The organism is Paraburkholderia steynii, from assembly GCF_900100565.1.
Taxonomy (GTDB): domain Bacteria; phylum Pseudomonadota; class Gammaproteobacteria; order Burkholderiales; family Burkholderiaceae; genus Paraburkholderia; species Paraburkholderia terrae.
In genome coordinates this window covers 187,987-210,686 of sequence record NZ_FNDI01000009.1, presented here as the reverse complement: position 1 = coordinate 210,686, position 22,700 = coordinate 187,987, and the positions used below count along the sequence as shown (strand labels likewise).

Here is a 22,700-nt window from a genome sequence, read left to right as displayed (position 1 = left end):
GAATCGGGCAGTATCGGGTTCGTTGCGCCACGGTCACCTTCCATCTGGTCGGGGCTTACATGCGCTGCAGCTACGTATTCGGCCTCCTATGGAGCCCGAATCTTTGTTCACCGTTCGAGGTAGAGGAAACATGACGAAACAAGCACTGATAGTGGTCGATATTCAGAACGATTACTTCGCCGGAGGAAAGTGGATATTGGATGGCGTCGACGCCGCCGCGGATAACGCACGCAACATCATCGAGTCCGCAAGGACGAACTGCGATCTGGTCGTACATATCCGCCATGAAACGCTGTCAAAAGATGCGGCGTTCTTCGTTCCGGATACCGACGGTGCTCAACTTCATCCGAAGACTGCGAATCTGCCTGGCGAACTTGTGATCGTCAAACACCATATGAATCCGTTCCGCGAGACGGACCTGAGGAAGATTCTCGATGCTCAAGGTATCGAGACGGTGGTGGTAGTGGGAAATATGAGCCACATGTGTATCGACGCGGTTACCCGTGCTGCGGTGGACTTTGGCTACAGCACGACGGTGATCCACGATGCCTGCGCCACGCACGCTCTCGAGTTCAACGGGGTAAGTGTGCCGGCATTGCAGGTACATGCGGCGTTTATGGCAGCGTTGAGTTTCGGGTACGCGAAAGTCGTCTCAGCCGCGGACTTTTTGAATGCCGGGCGCCAACGCGCTAATTGACGCAGGCAACACGAGATACCGCACGCTTCCCGTGCGGTTCAATGGAGCCTCGGCTTGTACGAGTAGAAACAAGATGCCGCATCACCTGCGGCGTCGACCTCTGTGTCGATCTGCCGGCAGCCACTCGGCAAGTTCAACTGTGAACCGCTATGCGCGCCACAGGGAAGCCTTCGCCCTGAATGTTTCGATTGCGAGGTCGAGGAATGCGCGCACTTTCCGATTCGCACGTCTGCCTTCGCGGTGCAACACGTGTACGGGGAGCGTCGCAAGCTCATATTCTGGCAGCACGATCCGAAGCCGTCCTTCTGCCAGCTCGGATGAAATCTGACAAGACAGCAGGCACACGATGCCTAGTCCGGACATGGCGGCTGTCATCGCGGAGTCGTTTGTCGTGGTGATCAGGCGTGGCTGGATTGGCACGACAACGGGCTTCCCGTCCACGCGAAAGCGCCACTCAGGGGATGACGTTGAAGGCGTCGACTGGATAGCGACATGAGACATGAGGTCACTGGGACATTGCGGTTCCCCGTGTGCCTCCAGATAGGCGGGCGAGGCGCAGAGTACGCTCCGCACTTTGCCGATTGCGACAGCTTGAAGTGAAGAATTGGGCAGTTCCCCGATACGAATCGCGACATCGACACCTTCGTCGACGAGATTCACAGTTCGATCCAGAAACCAGCAACTCACAGTTACGGCCGGATAGCGCGTTAAATACTCTTGAACGATTGGCGTGACATAGTTCTTTCCGAAGACTACGGGGGCCGTCACTGTCAGTTGGCCGCGCGGTGTGCTGTGTGCGCTGACCGCGGCCAGCTCCGCCGCCTCCACTTTCGCAAGGATGCTACGACAATCTTCGAGAAATTTCTCGCCGGCATCGGTCATTCTGACGATACGGGTTGTGCGGTTCAGCAGGCGCACGCCGAGATGCGCTTCGAGTTCGTTGATCAAGCGACTGATGACGGATGGCGAGATTTTGAGCTTGCGTGCTGCAGAAGCGAAGCCTTCTGTTTCGACGACAGTCACGAACGTCGTCATTGCCTGAAGTCTGTCCATGTTCAAAGAGACTATCGCGAAAGGAAAAAGCGGAGCGTGCAGGTCCGCATCCGGTATCACGGTTTATCGTGACGCCTGCTTATTCGAGAGCGCAGTGTAGTCATACATTGGGCTGGTCAGAATCCCTCGGCAGGTCAATTCATACTTCGCGAAACGAGAACAGTCAGGAATTCTTCTGTCCAAACGTCGATTCCTTATTCACGTTCTTCGATCGAATCGACACGGTCGCTGTAGAACGCGAGGTGCTCGCGAATCGGCTCGACAGCGGGATATGGCAACTCGTAAGTCCAGATCGCGTTGACAGCGCGTTCGCCACCCGACGGGATCGAGAAGTACGCGGCGTCGCCCTTATATGGGCAGTACGTTGAATGTTCCGTGCGTTCGAGCAGCGCGATGTCGACATCCTTTCTCGGGACGTAGAACACGGGCGGATAGTGCGCTTCGCGCAGCGTCAGCGCGTCGCGTGTGTCGGCGATGATGCGGCCCGCGACCGTGACGACGACGCGCGAAGGATTGCGTTCGATGGTGATGGGGTGATCGGGACCGGGAATCTTCACGGTCCTTGTGTTCGGCGTGTTGTTGCTGGACATGTTTAGCTCCTTGAGTCAGACGGTTTCATCGTTCGATGCTTCGGCGGTGGTGTCGTCGTATGCGGGAAAATCGATGTACGCGCGTTCGCCGCCGCCCCAGAACGCGTCACGTTGATAAGGCGCGAGCGGCAGGTGGCGTCGCAGGCGCTCGGGCAAATCCGGATTCGACGAGAACCAGCGGCCGAACGCGACGAGATCGGCGTCGCCGCGTTGCAGGATCTGCTCGGCGCCTGTGCGGTCGAAGCCGCCCGCGGCGATGATCGGGCCGTTGAATATCTTGCGCAGGAACGACGACGCGACGGGCGCCTGGCCTTCGACGAGCGTTTCCGTGCCCATCACACGCGGCTCGATCACGTGCAGATACGCGAGGCCATATGCATTGAGCCGTTCGGCGAAATAGCCGAAGGTTGCTTCGGGGTTGCTGTCGGATATCGCGCCCCAACGGCCGCTCGGTGACACGCGCACGCCGACGCGGTCCGCGCCCCACACGGATGCAAATGCATCGACGAGTTCGAGCGAGAAGCGCGTGCGTTTTTCGATCGTGCCGCCATAGGCGTCCGTGCGCTTGTTGGTGCCGTCCTGAAGAAACGTGTCTGCGAGGTAGCCGTTCGCGTTGTGCAATTCGACGCCGTCGAAACCGGCTGCTTTCGTACGCTCTGCCGCACGTCTGAACGATTCGACGATGGCGGGAATCTCGTTGGTTTCCAACGCGCGATGCGGCGAATTGGGCACCCAGCCGTTCTGCGTGAACACGGTCGTTTCGTACGGCACGACAGACGGCGCAATGGGCGCATTGCCCCAGCTCAGGTCGACGTGCGACTGACGCCCGTCGTGCGCGATCTGCATGAAGATGTGCGCACCTTTCGCGTGAACGGCGTCGGTGATTTTCTTCCAGGCTTCGATATGTTCGTCGGTATAGATACCGGGCGCGCCGAGATAGCCGCGGCTGTCGTAGGAAGGATGCGCGCTTTCCGTGATCAGCAGGCCGCCTTGCGATGCGCGCTGCCGGTAGTACTCGATCATCATCGCGCTCGGGCTGTCGTCCGATTCGGAACGCAGACGCGTCATCGGCGCATGCACGATGCGGTGTGACAATTGTATCGGGCCTACGTTTGTCGGAGAGAACAGTTTCAGATTCTTGTCAGTCATTTTGGATGCCTTATCAATTAGTATGGATCGAATGCGTTGCGTGTGTTGCTTGCTTGTCAGAGCTTCGATCCGCCGTCGACGCGCAGCGTGTCGCCCGTGATCCAGTTCGCCTTGTCGGAAGCAAGGAATGTCACGGCGCCGGCGATGTCGTCGGGCTGCGCGACGCGCTTGAGCGCCTGCAGACTCAGCGTGTAGTCGCGGCCTGCATCGGTTGTCGCGAAGCTCGACATGTCGGTTGCGACGACGCCGGGCGCGATCGCATTCACGCGTACGCCGCGCTCGCCGAGCGCCGATGCGAAGTGCCGCACCAGCGTATCGACGGCACCTTTTGTTGCGGCATAGGCGGCCAGCTCGCCAACCGATGCACGTGCCGCCAGCGACGACAGCAGTACGACGCTGCTGCCTTTGCACAGCATCGGCAGGAGTTGCTGAACGAGGAAGAACGGCGCGCGCACGTTGACGGCAAAGAGTTCGTCGAAATCTTCGACCGTCGTGTCTTCGATGCTTGCAGCCTTGGCGATGCCCGCGTTCGCGACGAGCAAGTCGAGCCGTCCGCCGACGATGGCGCGCACGCGTTGGGCGAGCATGCGCGGGCCGTCGGCGGCGCGCAGGTCGGCGGCGATTTTCTGCGCGTGGCCGCCGGACGCGACGATCCCGGCGACGGTCGAGTCGGCGGCTGCTTCATTGCTGCTGTAATGCACGAGCACCTGCGCACCGGCGCGGCCGAGTGCAAGCGCGATGGCGCGGCCAATGCCACGGGAGGCGCCCGTGACAAGCGCGGTTTTTCCAGCGAGGTCGTTCATGGCAAAGCTCCGGTTAATTGATCGGCGGGATCGTCCCAAAATAACAGGCAGGCATGACTGCAAAACTGTCTCGCCGGCGTCCGCACTGCTCGATGTGACTGCTGGCATGTAATCTAGCCTTCGCTTGCGCAAAGAAAAAAGACTTTGTAGGCTGGCGGGCATGCTCTGGAAGCATGGCTTGTGAAGCGTGCAAAACGGACGAACCCAGGAGGAAGCATGGAGTTACGCCATCTGCGCTATTTCGTTGCCGTAGCGGAAACGGGCAGCCTGACGGTCGCCGCGGAGCAACGGCTGTTCACGTCGCAGCCATCGCTCAGCCGGCAGATCCGCGATCTCGAAGACGAGGTCAAGGCGGAGTTGTTCAGCCGCAGCGCGCGTGGCGTCGAGTTGACCGCGTCGGGCAAGGCGTTCCTCGATCACGCACGGCTTGCGCTCGCACAGGTCGACGCCGCCATCGAAGCCGCGCGTCGCGCGTCGCGTCCGGCCAAACAGGTCTTCGCGCTCGGCTTCCTGACGGGTCAGGAAATGACGTGGCTGCCGCGCGCCATGCAAGTGTTGCGCGACGAGTTGCCGAACATCGACGTGACGGTGTCGAGTGGCTACTCGCCCGATCTCGCCGACGCCGTGGCGCGCGGCAAGCTCGATCTTGCGTTTGTGCGCAGGGAGCCGGGGCTCGATCTCGAGTACCGCGTCGTCTATCGCGAGAAGCTTGTCGTGCTGATGCCGAGCGATCATCGGCTGACGGCGAAGCAGGCGATCCGTCCGTCGGATCTGAAAGGCGAGACGTTCATCATGGCGTCGAACAAGGCGCGCGTGCTGCACGATGTGGTCGCGCGATATCTGCAGGAGAATGGGCTCGATCCGAAGCCTGAGCATGGTGTCGATAACCTTGCGATGGCGATGTCGCTGGTTGCGTCGACGCGCGGACTTTCGTTGATGCCCGAGTACGCGAACAATCTGTTGCCGTGGTCGGTGGTCAGCCGTCCGCTGGTAGGCGAGGCGCCGACCGTCGATCTCGCGATCGGCTACAGTCGATCGAATGCGTCTCCTGTGCTGAAGCTGTTTTTGTCGAGGGCGGATGAACTGGTGGACGTTAGCTGAGCGAGCAGCGGACATATATTGGCAGGATGTGCCGGACATTCACCCGGCTTCGCACAGAACGGGAGTCAGCGCGATGGACCGCCTTGCGGCGATCGAAATCTTTATCCGTGTCGTCGATACAGGTTCTTTTTCGGCTGCGGCGCGACACTTCGATATCGGCCAGCCGGCCGCGTCGAAAGCTGTCGCACAGCTCGAAGAATGGCTCGGCGTCAAGTTGCTGCTGCGCTCGACGCGCGCGCTCACACCGACGGAAGCCGGTCAGAACTTCTATCAGCGCGCGAGACGCGCTGTCGAAGAAGCGGACGAGGCCGTGCTCGCGGCGCGAGGCACGGCAGCGGGGCTGACGGGCAAGCTGAGAGTCTCGGCGGCCGTATGCTTCGCGCGGCTGCACATCGTGCCGCGCTTGCCGGCCTTCCTCGAACAGCATCCGGAGCTCGATCTCGAACTCGTGCTCGACGATCGCAACATCGATCTCGTCGAAGAGGGCATCGACCTCGCGTTGCGCATGGGTGAACTGGCGGACTCGAACATGACGGCGCGCCGCATTGCCGTCGCGCGCCGGCGCGTGCTCGCGACGCCTGCCTATTTCGAACGGCACGGCATGCCGCAAGCGCCCGCCGACCTGCACGCGCATCGCGCTGTCGTCTATACGCGCGACTACGGTGGCGGAGAAGACTGGACCTTTCGCAGGGAAGCGGCGGAGTTGCCCGTGCGGCTGCAGGGCCGCGTACGAATCTCCGCGACAGAGGGTCTTCGTGCGGCCGTCTTTGCGGATATGGGCCTTGCCGTCGCGTCGGAATGGGCCTTTTGGCCTGAACTGAAATCGGGCGCTGTCGTTTCGGTGATGGATGACTGGATGCTGCCGGCCATTCCGTTGTCCGCTGTTTATCCGACGGGACGGCTGGCCAGCAGCAAGGCGCGTCAGTTCACTGCCTTCGTCGAGGAGTGCCTTGCGCCCGAGTTCGCGCCCGAACGCTTCATGGGCCGTGGCAACTCGCAGGCTGCGTGACGCATCCGTTTCGAACCGGGATGTGCGAATGCGTCAGCGTGCGCGGGTTGCTCAGGCGTTCTCTTCGGTACTTTCCAACGCTTGCGACTCTTCATGCGTGAGGAAGTCCGAGTAATCCGCTTCCGTGCCGCCCCAGAACGCTGCGCGCACATACGGCGTGAGCGGCAGGTCATGCTTCAGGCGATACGGCAGATCGGGATTCGATGAGAAGTGGCGGCCGAACGCGACGAGATCGGCATCGCCCGATTCGACCGTCGCAATGGCGCTCGCACGATCGAACCCACCCGCAGCGATGATCGGACCCGAGAAGTGCTTGCGCAGATACTTCGTCGCGACGAGGGGATGGTCGTGATGCAGCGTGTCGTCGCCTTTGACGCGCGGTTCGATCACGTGCAGATAGGCGATCTTGTACGAGTCGAGCAGCCGTGCCACGTAGCTGAACGTCGCTTCGGGATCGCTGTCGGAGATACCGCCCCATTCGCCCGAAGGCGAAATCCGTACGCCGACGCGCTCCGCGCCCCACACCGAGATCAGTACTTCGAGCGTTTCGCGCAGGAAGCGCACGCGGTTTTCGATCGGGCCGCCATATGCGTCCGTCCGCTGGTTGGTGCCGTCCTGGATGAACTGGTCGACGAGATAACCGTTCGCCGCGTGAAGTTCGACACCGTCGAAGCCGGCATCCTTTGCGCGTTGCGCGGCGGCGCGGAAATCCTCGACGATCGCGGGAATTTCTTCGATGCCGAGCGCCCGATGCGGCGAGGCGGGGACGAAACCGTCTTTCGTGAGCGCCACGCCATCGAACGGCACGACGGAAGGCGCCACGGGATCGACGCCGCCCGTCATCTCGACATGGCTTTGACGGCCGCCGTGAATCAGTTGCAGGAACACGCGTCCGCCCTTTGCGTGGACGGCTTTCGCAATGGCGCGCCAGCCTTCCATCTGCCCGTCGTGGTAGATGCTTGCCGCGCCGAGGTACGAGCGCGCCTGCACCGAGACGCTCGCGGCTTCGACGATTTCCAGGCCGCCTTCCGATGCGCGCTGTCCGTAGAAGTCGGCCATCATCGGGCTGGGGATGTCGTCGGGTTGAATGGTGCGCAGACGGGTCATCGGCGCGAGGACCACGCGGTGTGAGAGTGTGTATGCACCTACCTGGATCGGATTGAAGAGCTTCGCCATGATGTTTCCTTGAATGGATTGGAGCATCGGGGGTCCGGTGCTCTCGCGATTGCGTTGATCCGCAATGTATCCATTCCGGTCGGGCGCGGGAACGGGCGGAAAGGGATAGGGGTTATTCCAGACTGGGATAGGTGGCTGAATCGAACGCCTGTCAGCTACTTGGCGAGACTGCCGACAAATCGCCCGATGTGGTCCAGGACGGGCTGCTGATCGCCGGCAAAGGCCCAGTGATCGGCGCCATCGAGTTCGATGAATCGCGCCTGCGCGATGTGACTGGCGAGATGCCGGCCAGCACCGATGCGAACGGCGCGGTCGTCGTGACGATGCAGCACCAGGGTGGGCACGGAAACCCGGCCGAGGAGCTGCCGCACATCCATATCGCGCAACGCTTCGAGCACACCCTTGAGGGCTCCCGGGCTCGACGCGGCCCGAAGCAAGCCCGCCCACCATGCTCTCGCCTGTGGATCGCCAGACAGGCTCGGCGCGAATGTTTCGATGCCTGCAGGTCCGCCCCAGACTGCAATCAGCTGCTGTAGCCACAAGTCATACTGACCAGCCTGAAGTGCATGGGGATAGTCGTGCGTTGCGGTCCCCTTCGCCAACGAGGCGAACAGAATGAGGCCAGCGACACGAGCGGGGTGATCGACGGCAAATTTGATGCATGCCGGTCCGCCCTCGGACGCGCCGAACAGCACGACGCGGCGGCTGCACGCGGCGTCAAGCACGGTGCCGATGTCCTGCGCGGTCGCCTCGACGCTGGGATTGAACCCGACCCGGTCGGAAAGCCCGATGCCGCGACGGTCGAGCAGGATCAGACGGCCCATCCCGGCGAGCGAGGACAGGAACGCCCGGCACCGGGGCTCCTCCCACACCCGTTCGACGTGAGACACGAAACCGGGCAGCAGCAGAACATCGATATGGCCGGCACCGTAGGTCTGGAACGCGAGATGGACGCCGCCTCCGCTGACGTAGCGCGTCGGCGGCGGTGTCTCGATGGGCAAGGTTGCGCCGGCATCCAGCAGCGCGCGAGTCTCGGGCTCGGGTGCCACATCGAACTCGTCGCGAAGTCGCTGCGTCAGGGCCTCGAGATGCCGCTGGGCCCTGGCCCGGTCTCCGGCGAGCAGAAGGTTGCGGATGAGGTGCCGGCCGTACACTTCGCTGAGCGGATCGAGTTCAACGAGACGGCCGGCGTGCGCGGCCGCGGCCGCGTAGTCGCCGGCCGCATTCCTGTCGCGCACCACTCGTTCCAGCGCCTGGATCGCCCGGCCCCGCAGGGCCTCCCGGTGAAAAAAAGCCCATTCGTCGAACTGTGGGCAGTCGCCGGGCGAAAAACCTTCGAGGAAGTCGCCGGGATAATGGCGGCACGCCCGCTCGAACTCGCCGCGGTCGCAGGCTTGCTCGAACAGTTGGGAGTCCACCTCCAATTCGATCGCTGCCGACCATCGAATGGTTGTCCGGTCGGTGGTGAGAACGTCGTCGCCAAGTGTGATCTGGAGGCGATGCAACAGACGCCGCAGCCGCGCCCGTACGACATCTTCAGCGCCCTCCGGCCACAACATCGTAGCGACGGCATCGCGCCCGACGGGGCCCTTCGCTTCAGCCAGGTAGACCAGCAGCGCCACGCCTTTGCGCAAGGCCAGATGGCACAGCCGGCCGTCCTGACGGATCTCCGGAAATCCAAGCGTTCTCACGCTGAACAGAGCCATGGCGAGGCGGCCCTCGATGACGGCGTCCGGGGGACGCTCAGGGGACGAGGCAATCCTACCATTGCCTGCAAGCGATGGTCGCTGGACGCATTGCGATGGATTGAACGGAGGATTGCCATGAAGAAACTGGGTGAACATGCGATCGTGATCGGCGCCGGCATGGGTGGGCTTCTGGCCGCCCGGGTACTGTCGGATTTCTATACTGTCGTCACCGTGCTCGAACGCGATGCGTTTCCGGCAACAGATACGCCGCGCAAGGGCGTGCCGCAGGGTCGCCATACCCATGGGCTCCTTGCACGCGGCAGCGCGATACTCGAGGAATTCTTCCCTGGATACAACATGGAAGTCGTCGCGCAAAGCGGCGGCTTGATCGGCGATGTCGCCAACGATGTGATCTGGATTGGTCGCAACGTCAGGCTTGCTAACGGCACGAGTGACCTGACGGGGCTGCTTGCGAGCCGTCCCGTGCTCGAAGGCCATCTACGGCGGCGGCTGCTGGGCTTGCCGAACGTGCGCACCTTAGAAAGCTGCGCTGTGCGGGGACTTGCCACCGACCCCGTTCGCAAGAGCGTGACGGGTGTGCGTATGTGTGTCGAGGGCCAGCCGGAAGAGACCATCGACGCGGACCTTGTCGTCGATGCGACTGGCCGTGGCTCATCCAGTGCGGCGTGGCTTGAAGAACTCGGCTACCAACCTCCCGCCAATGAGAAGGTCGAGATCGGCATCAGCTACATGACCCGTTCCTATCGGCGCCGGTCGACTGATCTCGATGGCAAGCAGGGTATCGTTGTCGCCGGTAGTGCGCCGAACTGGCGCAACGGCGTCATGCTCGCGCAGGAAGGCGACAGCTGGATCGTCAGTGCCGGCGGTTTTCTTGGCGACGACGCGCCCGACAACGACGATGGCTTTCTCGCCTATCTGGCGACACTGCCGACCATGGAGATTCACGATGTGGTCGCAAGAGCCGAACCGCTAGGCGAATTCCGGCGCTACCGCTACGCTTCCAGCCTGCGCCGGCGGTACGAGAAGCTTGCCCGCTTCCCCGAGAATTACCTGGTTTTCGGTGACGCCATCTGCAGCTTCAATCCCGTCTACGGACAGGGCATGACCGTCGCGGCAGAGGAAGCGCTGACGCTGCAGCAGTGCCTGCGCACGGGCTCGAACGATCTTGCGCGGCGATTCTTCAGGGCGGCCGCGAAGATCGTCGATATTCCGTGGGACATCGCGGTTGGCAACGACCTGCGCCATCCACACGTCAAAGGCGTGCGCCCGCCGATGTTGCGCTTCATCAATTGGTACATCGGCAAGCTTCACCTGGCCGCGACACGCGACAGCACACTGGCGACTGCGTTTCTGAAGGTCGTCAACCTGATGATGCCGCCGTCGACGCTGCTCAGCCCTGCGATCGCCAGGCGGGTCTGGCAGGGCAACCGGAAGCCTGGGCTATCGGTTCCTTCACCTGCAATCGAAGCAGCGAGGCGCAATAGCGCATCGTCATGATCGGGCGTCGCGGTGCGGACCGGCGCAGGCGTCTGGCGCGCATTTCAACATCGTGTTGCCTTGCTTCGTGCTGGCTCCTACATTGTGAAAGTATCCACGGGACGCAGGTCGGCACCGTCGCGTGCTTCGAGAGCAATTCAGCAATACCTCCAAAACGTTCCGCGATCAAGAAGAACACAACGCGCGGAACACCACGCATGCCGATATGCCGCAGTTGCCTCAATCGCGCACGATGATGCGTCTTCGTGCATGTTGAGATCGAGTCCATGCGCCGTTATGGAGGCGAACCATGTGCCCTGCATTCGTCGATGTAGCCGAACAGAAGCGCCTGAACGACGCGCGTACCGCGCAAGTACCTTGGAAGAAGTGGGGGCCGTATCTCAGCGAGCGGCAGTGGGGGACGGTCCGCGAGGACTACAGCAATGACGGCGACGCCTGGAACTATTTCACTCACGATCATGCCCGCTCACGCGCCTACAGATGGGGAGAGGACGGGCTCGGCGGACTGTGCGACGACCGGCAGCAATTGTGCTTTGCCCTTGCACTGTGGAACGAGCGTGACCCGATTCTGAAGGAACGCCTCTTCGGCCTGACCAATAGCGAGGGCAATCATGGGGAGGATGTGAAGGAGTATTACTTCTACGTCGACAGCACGCCCACTCACTCGTACATGAAGTATCTGTACAAGTATCCGCAGCGGGAATACCCGTACCGGGATCTGGTCGAGACCAACCGGAAACGATCACGGGGTGAATTCGAATACGAATTGCTCGATACCGGCGTGTTTAATGAAGACCGGTATTTCGACGTGTTTGTCGAATACGCGAAGGCGGGTCCAGAAGACATCTTCGTGCGCATTTCCGTACACAACCGGGCACGGGAAGAGGCACGGCTTCGGGTCCTGCCAACGCTATGGTTTCGCAATACCTGGTCGTGGGGCCACGACGATCGCAGGCCATCACTATGCGAAGCGGGTCCAGGCGTCATTCGTGCGACGCATCATGAGCTGGGTGAGTACTGGCTTTACTGCGACGGCGCGAGCGAACTGCTCTTCACGGAAAACGATAGCAACGCAGAGCGTCTGTGGAATCAACCGAACGCGTCACCCTATGTGAAGGACGCGTTCCACGCCTACGTCATCGCCGGGCAGCGCGAGGCTGTCAATCCCGCCAGGACGGGAACCAAGGCGGCGCCCCATTACGTGTGTGACGTACCCGGCGGCGGCAACGCCACTATCCGGTTGCGCATGACGGCAGTCGAGCAGTTTAATCCCTTCGACGACTTCGAGAACACCTTCCATTCCCGCATTGCCGATGCGGATGAGTTCTACGAGCGCGTTGCCCCAAAATCGCTGACCGAGGACAAGCGCCGGGTGCATCGTCAGGCTTTGGCGGGCATGCTGTGGAGCAAACAGTACTACTACTTCGATCTCGAACTGTGGCTGCGCGAGCACGGGAGTCATCCATTGCTCGAAGCCGCCCGGCGCGATGTGCGCAATACTGAGTGGTTCCATATGTTGAATGCCGACGTGATTTCCATGCCGGACAAGTGGGAGTACCCGTGGTACGCGGCCTGGGACCTGGCCTTTCATACGATCTCCCTGGCGCTCGTCGATTTCGATTTCGCCAAAGAGCAGTTACTGCTGATGCTGCGCACGCTGTATGTCCACCCGAGTGGCCAGATCCCAGCCTACGAGTGGAACTTCAGTGACGTCAATCCGCCCGTGCATGCCGCCGCCACGCTCTGGCTCTACAAGTATGAGAAAGCGCTGGGACGCGCTGATCCGCGTTTTCTTGAACGCTCGTTTCAGGGGTTGATGCTCAATTTCAACTGGTGGGTGAACCGTAAGGACCCTTCGGGCCGCAATGTCTTCGCCGGTGGCTTTCTGGGACTGGACAACATCGGCGTATTCGATCGCAGCGCGCAGCTTCCGACAGGCGGAACCCTCGAGCAGGCGGACGGAACAGCGTGGATGGCGTTTTATTGCCAGACCATGCTGGAGATGGCAATCATCCTGACTGAGTACGACCCGATATACGAGGAGATCGCCTTCAAGTTCGTCCAGCACTTCATGTGGATTGCCTATGCGATGGACCGGCGCGGCGAACATCCCGACGAGATGTGGGACGAGCAGGACGGATTTTTCTATGATCTGCTGCGTCTCCCGGACGGTCAGACCACGCGTCTGAAGGTGAGGTCGATGGTCGGGTTGCTGCCGCTGTGCGCGTCGACTGTTTTCGAAGCCGACACTGTCTCGCGCTGTCCGAAACTGCTGGAAATGGTCGCGCAATTTCGAAGCCGTTACCCGGAGCTGATTGCCCATGTGGCGCCGACCGATGCCGGCTTCATCGGCCATAAGGAACGCAGGCTGCTGTCGATCCTGAACAAGCGGAAACTCGAGCGCGTGCTCGGATACCTGCTCGACGAGAACGAATTCCTGGGGCCGCACGGCATTCGTTCGCTCTCTCGCTACCATCTCGACCATCCGTATGTACTGAATGTCGGCGGGGTGGATTACAAGGTGCAGTACCTGCCCGCTGAATCGAATACCGGGATGTTCGGCGGAAACTCCAACTGGCGCGGTCCGGTGTGGATGCCGGTGAATCTGCTGATCGTCAGGGCGCTGATGAATCTCTACGGCTTTTTTGGCGATGATTTCAAGGTTCAATGCCCGACAGGCTCGGGGCCGCACATGACGCTGTTTGAGGTGGCGCAAGAGATCGTCAACCGGTTGACCGGTACGTTTCTGCGTGACGCGGATGGACGCCGCCCCGTCTACGGCGGGACGGACAAGTTCCAGGACGACCCGCACTGGCGTGACCTGATCCTGTTCTACGAGTATTTCCACGGCGACAACGGTGCGGGGCTCGGTGCCAGTCACCAGACAGGCTGGACGGGTCTCGTCGCACCGCTGCTGGACCTGTTCGGGCGTATCGACGCTCAAACCGTTCTGGAAAGCGACCGCTGGCGCGTCATGGCCAGCGTCGTCGGGCAGCAAGTGTGGGGAGAACAGATGGACGGGAAGTGAGGGAGGAAAGGCCGCGCACTGAGCTTCATAGCAAGTGTGAAATGGCGGGGCCCATTATTTTTCCTGTGCGTTTCCGAAGCATTGCTGCATCACACCGAGAAGCGCCCGCTTGGCCGGATTATCGAGGTCGGTGTACGCGAGCCCGATGCCAGCCCGGTAACCGCCAAGTTCGAGCGGACGGGCTACGACTTTCGGCGGCAAGGCGATGGCCGCCTCGGCCGGGATCATGCCAATACCCATACCTGCCGCGACGAGCGCCAGCATGGTTGTAAATTCCCCCAGTTCCTGAGCGATATTGAGTTGCGCGCCCTCGCGTTTCAAGGCGACGAGCATCTCGTCGTGAAAGCCCGGCGCGTAACGCCGCGCAAGCACGAACGAAGGATAGTCCCGAAGATCCGCCGGCCGGATCAGCGCCTGGGCGGCTAGCGGATGGTCGTCAGGAAGCGCGACGACAAAGGGTTCCTCGAGCACGACGCAAACTTCAAGTCCCGCGCCCGCAACGGGCAGGCGTATCAGGCCGAAATCGAGCTTGTTGTCGTGAAGGGCGGCAACCTGGTCCGGCGTCGGCATATCCTTCAACTCGAGTGTGATGAGCGGATAGCGCTCGTGCATGTTGCGAATGAGCGTCGGCAAGAGCTTCGGCAGCACCGACGACACGAAGGCGATCCGCAGCGTGCCGATTTCCCCGCGAGCCGACAGCCGCGCGGTTTGCTCCGCGCGTAGTGCCTGATGCAGCGTGGCGCGAGCCTCGGGCAAAAACAGCGTGCCCGTTTCGCTCAATGCGACCTTGTGACGGTCGCGCTCCAGCAGCCGCACGTCGAGTTCATCTTCCAGCGCCTTGATCTGCATGCTCAGCGCAGACTGCACGATGCAAAGCCGCTGCGCGGCTTTGCCGAAATGCAGTTCCTCGGCAAGTACGACGAATGCACGCAGATGCTTCAGTTCCATGACCACTCCCGCTGACGGGCCGTTCGTCCCGTGTAATCACGAATCATGATAACAGCGTCATGAATGATCATTGGCGCAATCGCGGCAATTGGAATGAACTACGGATATCGGAGACAACACGGGCGCGCCTGGCGGGCGCCAGCAAACATGAACGACACATTGAAGCTCTTCAGCCTGAACGGAAGGCGTGCGCTGATCACCGGCTCTGGGCGTGGCATCGGCCTCGCGCTGGCGCGCGGACTGGCAGGCGCGGGCGCGGCTGTCGTCATCAACGATCGCAACGAGCAGAAGGCGGCAGCCGTCGCGGCTCAACTGCGCGACGAAGGCCTCAACGCGGATATCGCGGTTTTTGATGTCACCGAACGCGCGGAAGTTTCCGCAGCGATCGATGCATTCGAGGCGCGCGTCGGCGCAATCGATATTCTCGTCAACAACGCGGGCATCCAGCGCAGGGCACCGCTCGAAACCTTCAGCGCCGACGACTGGAACGACCTGATGCGCGTCAACCTGGACGGCGCGTTCCATGTATCGCAAGCCGTGGCGCGGCACATGTTGCCGCGTGGGCGCGGGAAGATCATCAACATCTGCTCGGTGCAGGGTGAACTGGCGCGGCCGGGCATCGCGCCCTATGCGGCGACCAAGGGCGCCATTCGCATGCTCACCAAGGGTATGTGCGCGGAATGGGCCGGCTCCGGCATTCAGGCCAATGCACTCGCACCCGGCTACTTCGCGACCGATCTGAACCGCGCGCTCGTCGACGATCCCGATTTCTCCGACTGGCTTTGCAAGCGCACGCCGGCGGGGCGCTGGGGCCGAGTGGAAGAGCTATGCGGCGCTGCCGTGTTTCTGGCCTCGTCGGCTTCGGATTTCGTCAACGGACAGACGCTGTTCGTCGATGGCGGCTTGACGAGCGTGGTCTGAGACTGGCGCGCACGCAGTATCACAACAAATCCTGATAAAGGAGACACCGACATGCGTTCACCCAATGCGAAACGGAGCCGCTGCGCGCAAGCGCTTGCCGGTCTGACGATCGCCGTCATGGCCTGCACGTCGTACGGCGCCGACTGGATCGTCTCGGGCAACGACGGGAAATATCAGCGGGTCGAAGGGCGCGATACCTACCCTGACAATCCGAAACCCGACACGCTGACGCTGCTGGACGCAAGTCGCTTTCCGCCGCAGGTCAAGCTGCAGGTGGAGGTCGAAAACGGCATTCAGGGGCCGCCGCAGGCCGTCGCGATCACGCCGGACGCAAACGTCGCCCTGGTCGGTGCGCCGACACGCTACGACTACGCGGCCAAAAAACTGTTGATGGTTTCGTTCGTACAGGTGGTCGATCTGCAGGCTTCGCCGCCCGTCGTCTCCCGGCTCGACATTGGCAGCCATCCGCAAGGCATCGCCATCGACAGAAACGGCCGCCTCGCGCTCGTCGCCTGCGTCGACGGTAGCGTGGCTGTGCTCGGTATCGACGGGAACCGCGTGACGCTTCAGGACACGCTGAAAATTGCACAGAAACGGCTCTCTGGCGTGAGCTTCACGCACGACGGACGGCACGCATTGGTGGCGTTGCGCGACGAGCAGGGCGTGGCCGTCCTGAACGTTGACGACGGTCGCGTGACGGATAGCGGTCTGCGCCTCGCGAGCGGCGTCGCGCCCTACACGATCGACGTATCGAGCGACGGCAAATGGGCCGTCGTCAGCGATGTCGGGCTGGCCGGGCTGCCGTCCTATGCGGGCAAGCTCGCAGGCGATGCCGATGCCGTGACGCTCATCGATGTATCGCGTGAACCGTTTCGCGCGGTCCAGCAGATCACGGTGCCGTCGCTGCCCGAGGGCGTCGCGATCTCGCCCGACGGCAAGTGGATCGGCGTGCAGGCAATGGATGGCTCGAACCTGACGCCGGATAACCCTGGACGCCACGCGCGCGGCAAGGTGGTGCTCTTCGCGATCCGCGACGGTCAGGCCGTGAAGGTTTCCGAGGCGCCGGGCGGAGAGGCGGCGCAGGGCATCGTGTTCACCGCGGACAGCAAGTATCTGATCGTGCAGTTCAACGTCGAAAAGCAGCTTGCGTTCTTCGCCGTCAATGGCGGGCATCTGCGCGATACGGGGCAGAGGATCGCGTTGTCGGGCGGCCCTTCGTCGCTTCGCACCTTGCCGCGCTGAACATCAGCCCCATCAGAAAGAGGACAACGAGCATGTCAACGAACAGCACAGCACGCAGGAACGTCGTGGTCTTTCGCAAGATGCCAGACGATCTGCTCGGGCGAATCCGGACCTTGCACGACGTGACGGTCGCCGATCCAAGACGCGCCGATGAACTGCCGCGCTTTCGCGAGGCGCTGTACGACGCGCACGGCCTGATCGGTTCCAGCTACCGACTGGACGCTGAAGTACTGGCACGCTCGCCGCGTCTGCAGGTGATCTCGAGCATTTCAGTCGGCGTCGACAACTACGACCTCGCGTACCTGAAGCAACGCGGCATCACCCTGTGTCACACACCTGGCGTGCTGACGGAGACCACGGCGGACACCGTATTCGCGCTGATCATCGCCGCGTCGCGGCGTCTGGTCGAACTGTCGAACCATGTGCGCGACGGCCAATGGACGCGCAACATCGGCGAAGACCTGTTCGGCTGGGACGTGCATGGCAAGACGCTAGGCGTGCTGGGCTTCGGCCGCATCGGGCAGGCGGTGGCGAGGCGCGCGGCGCTCGGGTTTGGCATGCCCGTGGTGTTCCACGATCCATTCGACGTGCAGGTGCCGGCATCGCTTGCCGGACACGCGGTGCGCGCATCGTTCGATGAAGTACTGGCGCGCTCGGACATCGTGGCGTTGACGCTGCCGCTTTCCGACGAAACACGCGGTCTGATGGACGCAAAAGCGTTTGCGTCGATGAAGGCGGGTGCGATCTTCGTGAACGGCTCGCGTGGCGCGATCGTGCGCGAGGACGCTCTCGTTGACGCACTCGATAGTGGCCACTTGCGTGCTGCCGCTCTCGACGTGTTTGCCGTCGAACCGCTCGCGCAGGATTCGCCGCTGCGTACGCATCCGAAAGTCACGCCGTTTCCGCACATCGGCTCGGCGACACACGAGACGCGGCGTGCGATGGCCGAACTCGCGACCGACAACTTGCTACGCGTGCTCGATGGTGACGCGGCCATCTCCGCATTCGATCTCTCCAAAGCATAAAGCGACCATGCCACATTCCATTCCATCGCTGTGCGGCTCGCTTGCGGGCCAGCCGTTCACGTTCAACGTCAAGGTACACAACGCGGCCTACCAGGCGCTCGGCGTGGACTACACGTTCGTCAGCTTCGGCGTAGAGAATGCCGCGGGCGCGATCGATGCGATGCGCACGCTCGGCATCCGTGGACTGAACGTGACGATGCCGCACAAGCAGGCCGTCATTGCCCACCTCGACGCACTCGACGAAACCGCGCGCGAAATCGGCGCGGTCAACACGATCCAGAATCGCGACGGGCATCTCACGGGCTACAACACCGACTGCGCGGGCGCCGTGCGTGCGCTCGAAGAGGTGACTTCACTTGTGGGACAGCGCATCGCTTTGCTCGGCGCGGGCGGCGCGGCACGCGCGATTGCGTGGGGCGTGCAGCGCGCGGGCGGCCACGTGACCGTGTTCAATCGCACCGCGTCGCGCGGGCAGGATCTCGCGCGTGATTTCGGCCTCGCTTTCGGCGGCGATCTCGGCGACTTCGATCCTCAAGCATTCGACGGCGTCGTGAACGCGACGGCTGCGGGTTTCCGCGCGCCGGACGTCAATCCCTTACGCGACGAGCAACTGGCGCCGCATCTGTTCGTGATGGATGCGGCCTTCATTCCCGTGCGCACGAAGCTGATCCGCGATGCTGCTGCGTTGGGATGCCGCGTGATCGATGGCACCCGCATGCTGCTGCATCAGTTTTGCGGACAGGTCGAACTTTACACAGGCAAAGCGGCGCCCATCGATGTGATGAGCGCGGCCTTGCTCGACGAGATCGCGCGGGTCGGCTAGGGCGGCGCGCGGGTCGAACAGGCAACACGACGGGCAACACGAAGGGCAACGCAGCCAGCTCCGGCATCTCGCGCCAAGACGAGGACGGGCCGATCGCAACGCAATCGCAGGAACCGGAGGAGACACCATGAAGCACCAGCCAACCATCGCGGCCGCCGAAGGCGGCATCGCGAACAACGCCAGCACTACCCGCAACGAGGTCACGACCGCTGATCTCTATCGCGCCGCATGGGCCGCATCGCTAGGCAGCGCACTCGAGTACTACGACTTCGCGCTGTATAACCTCGCGTCGGCGCTGATCTTCGGGCCGCTGTTCTTCCCGTCGAGCGATCCCGCCATGGGGCTGATCGCGAGCTTTGGCGCGTACTTTCTCGGCTTTGCGATCCGGCCCGTGGGCGGCATCGTCTTCGGTACGCTCGGCGACCGGTATGGACGCAAATTCGTCCTGATGGCGACAATCCTGCTGATGGGCATCGCGAGCACGCTGATCGGCCTGCTGCCCACCTATGCGAGCGCGGGCATCTGGGCGCCCATCCTGCTGGTCGGCTGCCGATTGCTGCAGGGACTCGGAGCGGGCGCGGAGCAGGCGGGAGCCGCCGTGCTGATGGCCGAGTATGCGCCTGCCAAACGTCGTGGATACTTCGCCGCGTTGCCATTCATGGGCGTGTTGCTCGGGACAGTGATGGCGGCTGCGATCTACTTCGCACTGGTGCGTGTCGAGGACATCTCGCAAAGCTGGCTCTGGCGCGTGCCGTTCCTGCTGAGCGTCGTCATCATCGCCGTGGCGATCTGGATTCGCTTGAAGCTCAAGGAGTCGCCCTCCTTCGCCAAGCTCGAAGCGCGTCAACAGGTCAACGATAGTCCGTTGAAGCACCTCATCCGGCATTCGAAACCGACGCTGCTGAAAGTCATCGGCATGCGCATGGCGGAGAACGGTGGTTCGTCGATCTATCAGTCGCTCGCCATCAGTTACATGGTGACCGCGACGGGCCTCAAAGGGCCGATCGGCCCGATTGCGCTACTGCTTGCCGGCGTGTCGGGGGCAGTCATCATTCCGATGACGGGCATGCTGAGCGACCGGTTCGGCCGCGTTCCCGTCTACCGTGCCTTTGCCCTGTATCAACTCCTGCTGGCCTATCCCACCTGGTGGGTGCTGAGCCAGGGCAATGCGGCGGCGAGCATCGCCATGCTGTGCGTCGCGCTGGCCGGCGTTTGGGGCATGTTCGCCACACAAGGCGCGCTGCTTCCTGAACTCTTCGGTGCGCAACATCGCTACGCGGGGGTCGCGGTGGGCCGTGAGGTATCAGCCGTCATCGCTGGCGGTGTGGCACCGCTCATCGGCGCATCGATCATCGCCTGGGCAACTGCGCACTGGGGCGGTGCGGAAGGCAGGGTCATGGCGTGGATTCCGCTTGCGACGTACGTCGCGATCCTGAGTTTGATCGGCGTGGTGACGACCTTCTATACGCCTGAGACGCGCGGCCGTGATCTCGACGATCTACGTGACGCAGCAGAGGATCCCGTAGCCTTGAGTGGGGAACGCGCGGCTAGACCCTCGTAGTTGTTTTGCACGTTGCGAGCAAACGACGCGACTGTGCTGCGGCCCGCTACGAGACCGAGTAACAGGCACAGCAAGTTCGCCGGCTAGCGACGCCCGCTGCGCCCCCACACATAGCGCACCCAGCGTTGCCACCTGGTGCGCTGCGTGGCAACAGTGTTGCGCGATGCCTGTTCCTGGCGGTCGCGCTCCACGCTTTTCTGAACCTGCTCGTGGATCTGACGCAACGTCAAGCCACCGGGGCCTTTCAGCTTGTCGGGATCGGTGTCGTCTGTCATGGGAATGGCCTGGTCTGGATGAGTCGATTCGATCTTGATACAGACGGATAGGCGTGGCAAGCACATAAAAGCAGTCTGCCGCCCGGTGAGTGATTGCATAGGGCAAGTCTTTAGTTTTGTGGTCAGCGGGGTCGTTCGCACACAAAGCTCGCGGCATGCTCGACCAGCCGCACCAGGTCTGTCTGTCGTCGTGTGCGCGTCCCGGCAAAAACAGGGTGGCGCGTTCGCCCGCGCTCGCCCGCATTCACCCGCGGCAGGCGCCCTGCGCGTCGCGTCTACTTCACGTCCCTGTTGGGTCAACCCTACCGCAAGTGTAGGGAGGTGCCCCATCCCGTCGCCCGGTCCTCGTCTGCAAAATTCAAATACGGGACATTGCGACGATGAACCCGCACTCGTCATCGCAGTGTCCGACGGCAGCGCGTCCCCGCGCTGACTGACTCCTCAGCGGAGGTCCTATGTTCAGTACCCTCGCATACCGCAGCGGCGTGGCGGCGCTGTTGCTGTCGTTGTTCGCGTTGCCGTCGTTCGCGCAATCGTTCCGGGTGCAATGTCCACCCACTACCACACAGCATCCGTCAGCCCTGCCGGCAGGCGCGGGCGAGCCTGCCTATACGGGCCCGTCCTTCACGGGGCCGAACTCGCAGGCGACGGGCGTCGTGAACGGCGCGATCAAATGCCAGCAGATTTCGGGTGGTGACGGCTATGCCACCATGGGCGACGGCACGCAGACCTATCTGTTCGCGTTCGGCCCGCTGTCAGGTCTGGCAGATATCAAGAAGGGCCTGCCGGGCACGGAGTTCGCGTCGGTGTTCAATGTCGTCGGCACGGCGGCTGACCCGAACTACAACGGCGCGATCGGCCTCGTGCCCGATCCGGACTCGACGCCGCCCGGCCAGCTGACGGGGCATGTCGATCCGCGCCAGATCATGGACGTCGGCGTGATGAACGGCAACATGCCCGCGCCGACGATGGCCATCGACGAAGACGACGAGTTCTTCCTCACGTTGACCAACGTCGGGATGATCATGCGGCCCGACCTGTTCGAGCAGCACACGGTCCACTTCCACGGCTATCCGAATGCGTCCGCGTTCTATGACGGTGTGCCGGATGCGTCGGTGGCGATCAATATCGGCGCGAGCTTCACGTACTACTACCTTGCGCCCGATGCGGGCACGTACTTCTGGCACTGCCACATCACGCCGCCCGAGCATCTGCAGATGGGCATGGTCGGCCAGATTTTCGTGCGTCCGCGCCAGAACCGCGTGACGAACGGGACGCTGTACCACGCGCTGATCCAGCAGCAGAGCGATCCGCGCACGGCATGCGGCAACGACGTTCTCTGCTCGACGCCCGTGCCGCCGCAGAACAGCGTGCTGCACGTCAAGAACAAGAGCAACACGCCGACGCTGTATGCCTACAACGACGGCGACGGTTCGACGGCTTATGACGTCGAGTATCCCGTGCAGATTCACGGCTTCGATCCGAATTTCCACTTCGTGGGCATGACGTTCAATCCGGAGCCGTTCACCGACATGAAGGACAAGTACTTCATGCTCAATGGCCGCAGCTATCCGGACACCGTGTCGCAAGGTCCGATGCAGACGCCTGTTGCCGACGGCTCGCAGCACTTCTCGCAGCCGCTGCCCGCGCTCATCAATATCCCGGCGGGCGGCAAGGCGCTCCTGCGCATCTCGGATCTCGACGTCAGCGAGTTTCAGACGCTCGCATCGCTTGGCATTCCGATGCATGTGATCGGCGTCAACGCGCGGCTCTTGCGCGATCTCGCCGGCAACGACATGACCTATCTGACCAACTCGATCACGCTCGGCGGCGGCGAGTCGATCGACGTGATTCTCGATGCGAGCGACACGACCCGCTACTCGGCCGGCCAGATTTTCTATCTGTACACGCCGAACCTCGACCACCTGTCGAACGATGCCGAGAACTTCGGCGGATTGATGACCGAGGTCCACATCTGCCATTCGGTGGACCCGACCACGAAGTCCTGCACCTAGGAGATGAGCCGTGGGCAACATCACCGACAACTTCCGACGCACACGCTACGCGCGGCGTGGCTCGGCGCCACGTTTCAC

At 62.4% G+C, this 22,700-nt stretch carries 19 protein-coding genes; 11 read left to right on the top strand and 8 right to left on the bottom strand.

The genetic code is table 11. The features are described 5' to 3' along the window. Positions 1 to 130: 130 nt before the first annotated feature. Entirely contained in the window at positions 131 to 697 is a 567-nt protein-coding gene (locus BLT65_RS18360) for a cysteine hydrolase family protein (protein ID WP_091779683.1), read from the top strand. 147 nt (positions 698 to 844) lie between these two features. Here BLT65_RS18360 and BLT65_RS18355 read toward each other — a convergent pair whose 3' ends face one another. The 4 genes from BLT65_RS18355 to BLT65_RS18340 all read right to left on the bottom strand — a co-directional run bounded on the left by BLT65_RS18355 (position 845) and on the right by BLT65_RS18340 (position 4,292). Next, the gene (locus BLT65_RS18355) at positions 845 to 1,750 is read right to left on the bottom strand and encodes a LysR family transcriptional regulator (protein WP_091779681.1); all 906 of its coding nucleotides are present in this window, start codon (positions 1,748 to 1,750) and stop codon (positions 845 to 847) included. Between the two features lie 194 nt (positions 1,751 to 1,944). Continuing rightward, a complete protein-coding gene (locus BLT65_RS18350; protein WP_091779678.1) occupies positions 1,945 to 2,340 on the bottom strand; it encodes a DUF427 domain-containing protein in 396 nt (131 codons plus the stop codon). A gap of 15 nt (positions 2,341 to 2,355) precedes the next feature. Then, positions 2,356 to 3,489 carry an alkene reductase gene (locus tag BLT65_RS18345; RefSeq protein WP_091779676.1) on the bottom strand — a complete coding sequence of 378 codons (1,134 nt, stop codon included), beginning with the start codon at positions 3,487 to 3,489 and terminating at the stop codon, positions 2,356 to 2,358. A gap of 56 nt (positions 3,490 to 3,545) precedes the next feature. Continuing rightward, positions 3,546 to 4,292, bottom strand: a complete 747-nt coding sequence (locus BLT65_RS18340; protein WP_091779674.1) for an SDR family NAD(P)-dependent oxidoreductase — start codon at positions 4,290 to 4,292, stop codon at positions 3,546 to 3,548. 216 nt (positions 4,293 to 4,508) lie between these two features. On the opposite strand from BLT65_RS18340, the gene BLT65_RS18335 reads away from it, so the two are divergent. Both BLT65_RS18335 and BLT65_RS18330 read left to right on the top strand, forming a co-directional pair. Then, on the top strand, positions 4,509 to 5,393 hold the full coding sequence (locus BLT65_RS18335; RefSeq protein ID WP_086919437.1) for a LysR family transcriptional regulator: 885 nt from the start codon (positions 4,509 to 4,511) through the stop codon (positions 5,391 to 5,393). A gap of 73 nt (positions 5,394 to 5,466) precedes the next feature. Then, a complete protein-coding gene (locus BLT65_RS18330; RefSeq protein ID WP_091779672.1) occupies positions 5,467 to 6,402 on the top strand; it encodes a LysR family transcriptional regulator in 936 nt (311 codons plus the stop codon). 51 nt (positions 6,403 to 6,453) lie between these two features. Here the strand turns inward: BLT65_RS18330 and BLT65_RS18325 are convergent, their stop codons facing one another. Together BLT65_RS18325 and BLT65_RS18320 are read right to left on the bottom strand one after the other, a co-directional pair. Next, the gene (locus BLT65_RS18325) at positions 6,454 to 7,578 is read right to left on the bottom strand and encodes an alkene reductase (RefSeq protein ID WP_091779670.1); all 1,125 of its coding nucleotides are present in this window, start codon (positions 7,576 to 7,578) and stop codon (positions 6,454 to 6,456) included. 155 nt (positions 7,579 to 7,733) lie between these two features. Next, entirely contained in the window at positions 7,734 to 9,284 is a 1,551-nt protein-coding gene (locus BLT65_RS18320) for a bifunctional AfsR/SARP family transcriptional regulator/alpha/beta hydrolase (protein ID WP_091779668.1), read from the bottom strand. A gap of 117 nt (positions 9,285 to 9,401) precedes the next feature. Here BLT65_RS18320 and BLT65_RS18315 point away from each other — a divergent pair, with 117 nt between their 5' ends. Both BLT65_RS18315 and BLT65_RS18310 read left to right on the top strand, forming a co-directional pair. Further along, positions 9,402 to 10,784, top strand: coding sequence for an FAD-dependent oxidoreductase (locus BLT65_RS18315; RefSeq protein ID WP_091779666.1), 1,383 nt, complete (start codon positions 9,402 to 9,404; stop codon positions 10,782 to 10,784). 289 nt (positions 10,785 to 11,073) lie between these two features. Next, positions 11,074 to 13,812 carry an MGH1-like glycoside hydrolase domain-containing protein gene (locus BLT65_RS18310; RefSeq protein ID WP_091779664.1) on the top strand — a complete coding sequence of 913 codons (2,739 nt, stop codon included), beginning with the start codon at positions 11,074 to 11,076 and terminating at the stop codon, positions 13,810 to 13,812. 54 nt (positions 13,813 to 13,866) lie between these two features. On the opposite strand, the gene BLT65_RS18305 is transcribed toward BLT65_RS18310, so the two are convergent. Next, positions 13,867 to 14,760, bottom strand: coding sequence for a LysR family transcriptional regulator (locus BLT65_RS18305; protein ID WP_091779662.1), 894 nt, complete (start codon positions 14,758 to 14,760; stop codon positions 13,867 to 13,869). Between the two features lie 147 nt (positions 14,761 to 14,907). Here BLT65_RS18305 and BLT65_RS18300 point away from each other — a divergent pair, with 147 nt between their 5' ends. From BLT65_RS18300 to BLT65_RS18280, 5 genes are all read left to right on the top strand, one after another. After that, positions 14,908 to 15,681: a glucose 1-dehydrogenase gene (locus BLT65_RS18300; protein WP_035540449.1), complete on the top strand. Its 774-nt coding sequence runs from the start codon at positions 14,908 to 14,910 to the stop codon at positions 15,679 to 15,681. A 51-nt stretch (positions 15,682 to 15,732) separates the two neighbouring features. Next, positions 15,733 to 16,923, top strand: coding sequence for a beta-propeller fold lactonase family protein (locus BLT65_RS18295; protein ID WP_091779660.1), 1,191 nt, complete (start codon positions 15,733 to 15,735; stop codon positions 16,921 to 16,923). A gap of 32 nt (positions 16,924 to 16,955) precedes the next feature. Beyond that, positions 16,956 to 17,948, top strand: coding sequence for a 2-hydroxyacid dehydrogenase (locus BLT65_RS18290; RefSeq protein WP_091779658.1), 993 nt, complete (start codon positions 16,956 to 16,958; stop codon positions 17,946 to 17,948). Between the two features lie 7 nt (positions 17,949 to 17,955). Further along, a complete protein-coding gene (aroE, locus tag BLT65_RS18285) occupies positions 17,956 to 18,771 on the top strand; it encodes a shikimate dehydrogenase (RefSeq protein WP_091779656.1) in 816 nt (271 codons plus the stop codon). A gap of 127 nt (positions 18,772 to 18,898) precedes the next feature. After that, positions 18,899 to 20,332 carry an MFS transporter gene (locus BLT65_RS18280; RefSeq protein WP_081920777.1) on the top strand — a complete coding sequence of 478 codons (1,434 nt, stop codon included), beginning with the start codon at positions 18,899 to 18,901 and terminating at the stop codon, positions 20,330 to 20,332. An 83-nt stretch (positions 20,333 to 20,415) separates the two neighbouring features. Here BLT65_RS18280 and BLT65_RS18275 read toward each other — a convergent pair whose 3' ends face one another. Further along, positions 20,416 to 20,607 (bottom strand): hypothetical protein, encoded by a 192-nt coding sequence (locus BLT65_RS18275; RefSeq protein WP_007730741.1) that lies wholly within the window; start codon positions 20,605 to 20,607, stop codon positions 20,416 to 20,418. 455 nt (positions 20,608 to 21,062) lie between these two features. Between BLT65_RS18275 and BLT65_RS18270 the strand changes: the two genes are divergently transcribed. Further along, positions 21,063 to 22,622 carry a multicopper oxidase domain-containing protein gene (locus BLT65_RS18270; protein WP_042305297.1) on the top strand — a complete coding sequence of 520 codons (1,560 nt, stop codon included), beginning with the start codon at positions 21,063 to 21,065 and terminating at the stop codon, positions 22,620 to 22,622. Positions 22,623 to 22,700: the final 78 nt, after the last annotated feature.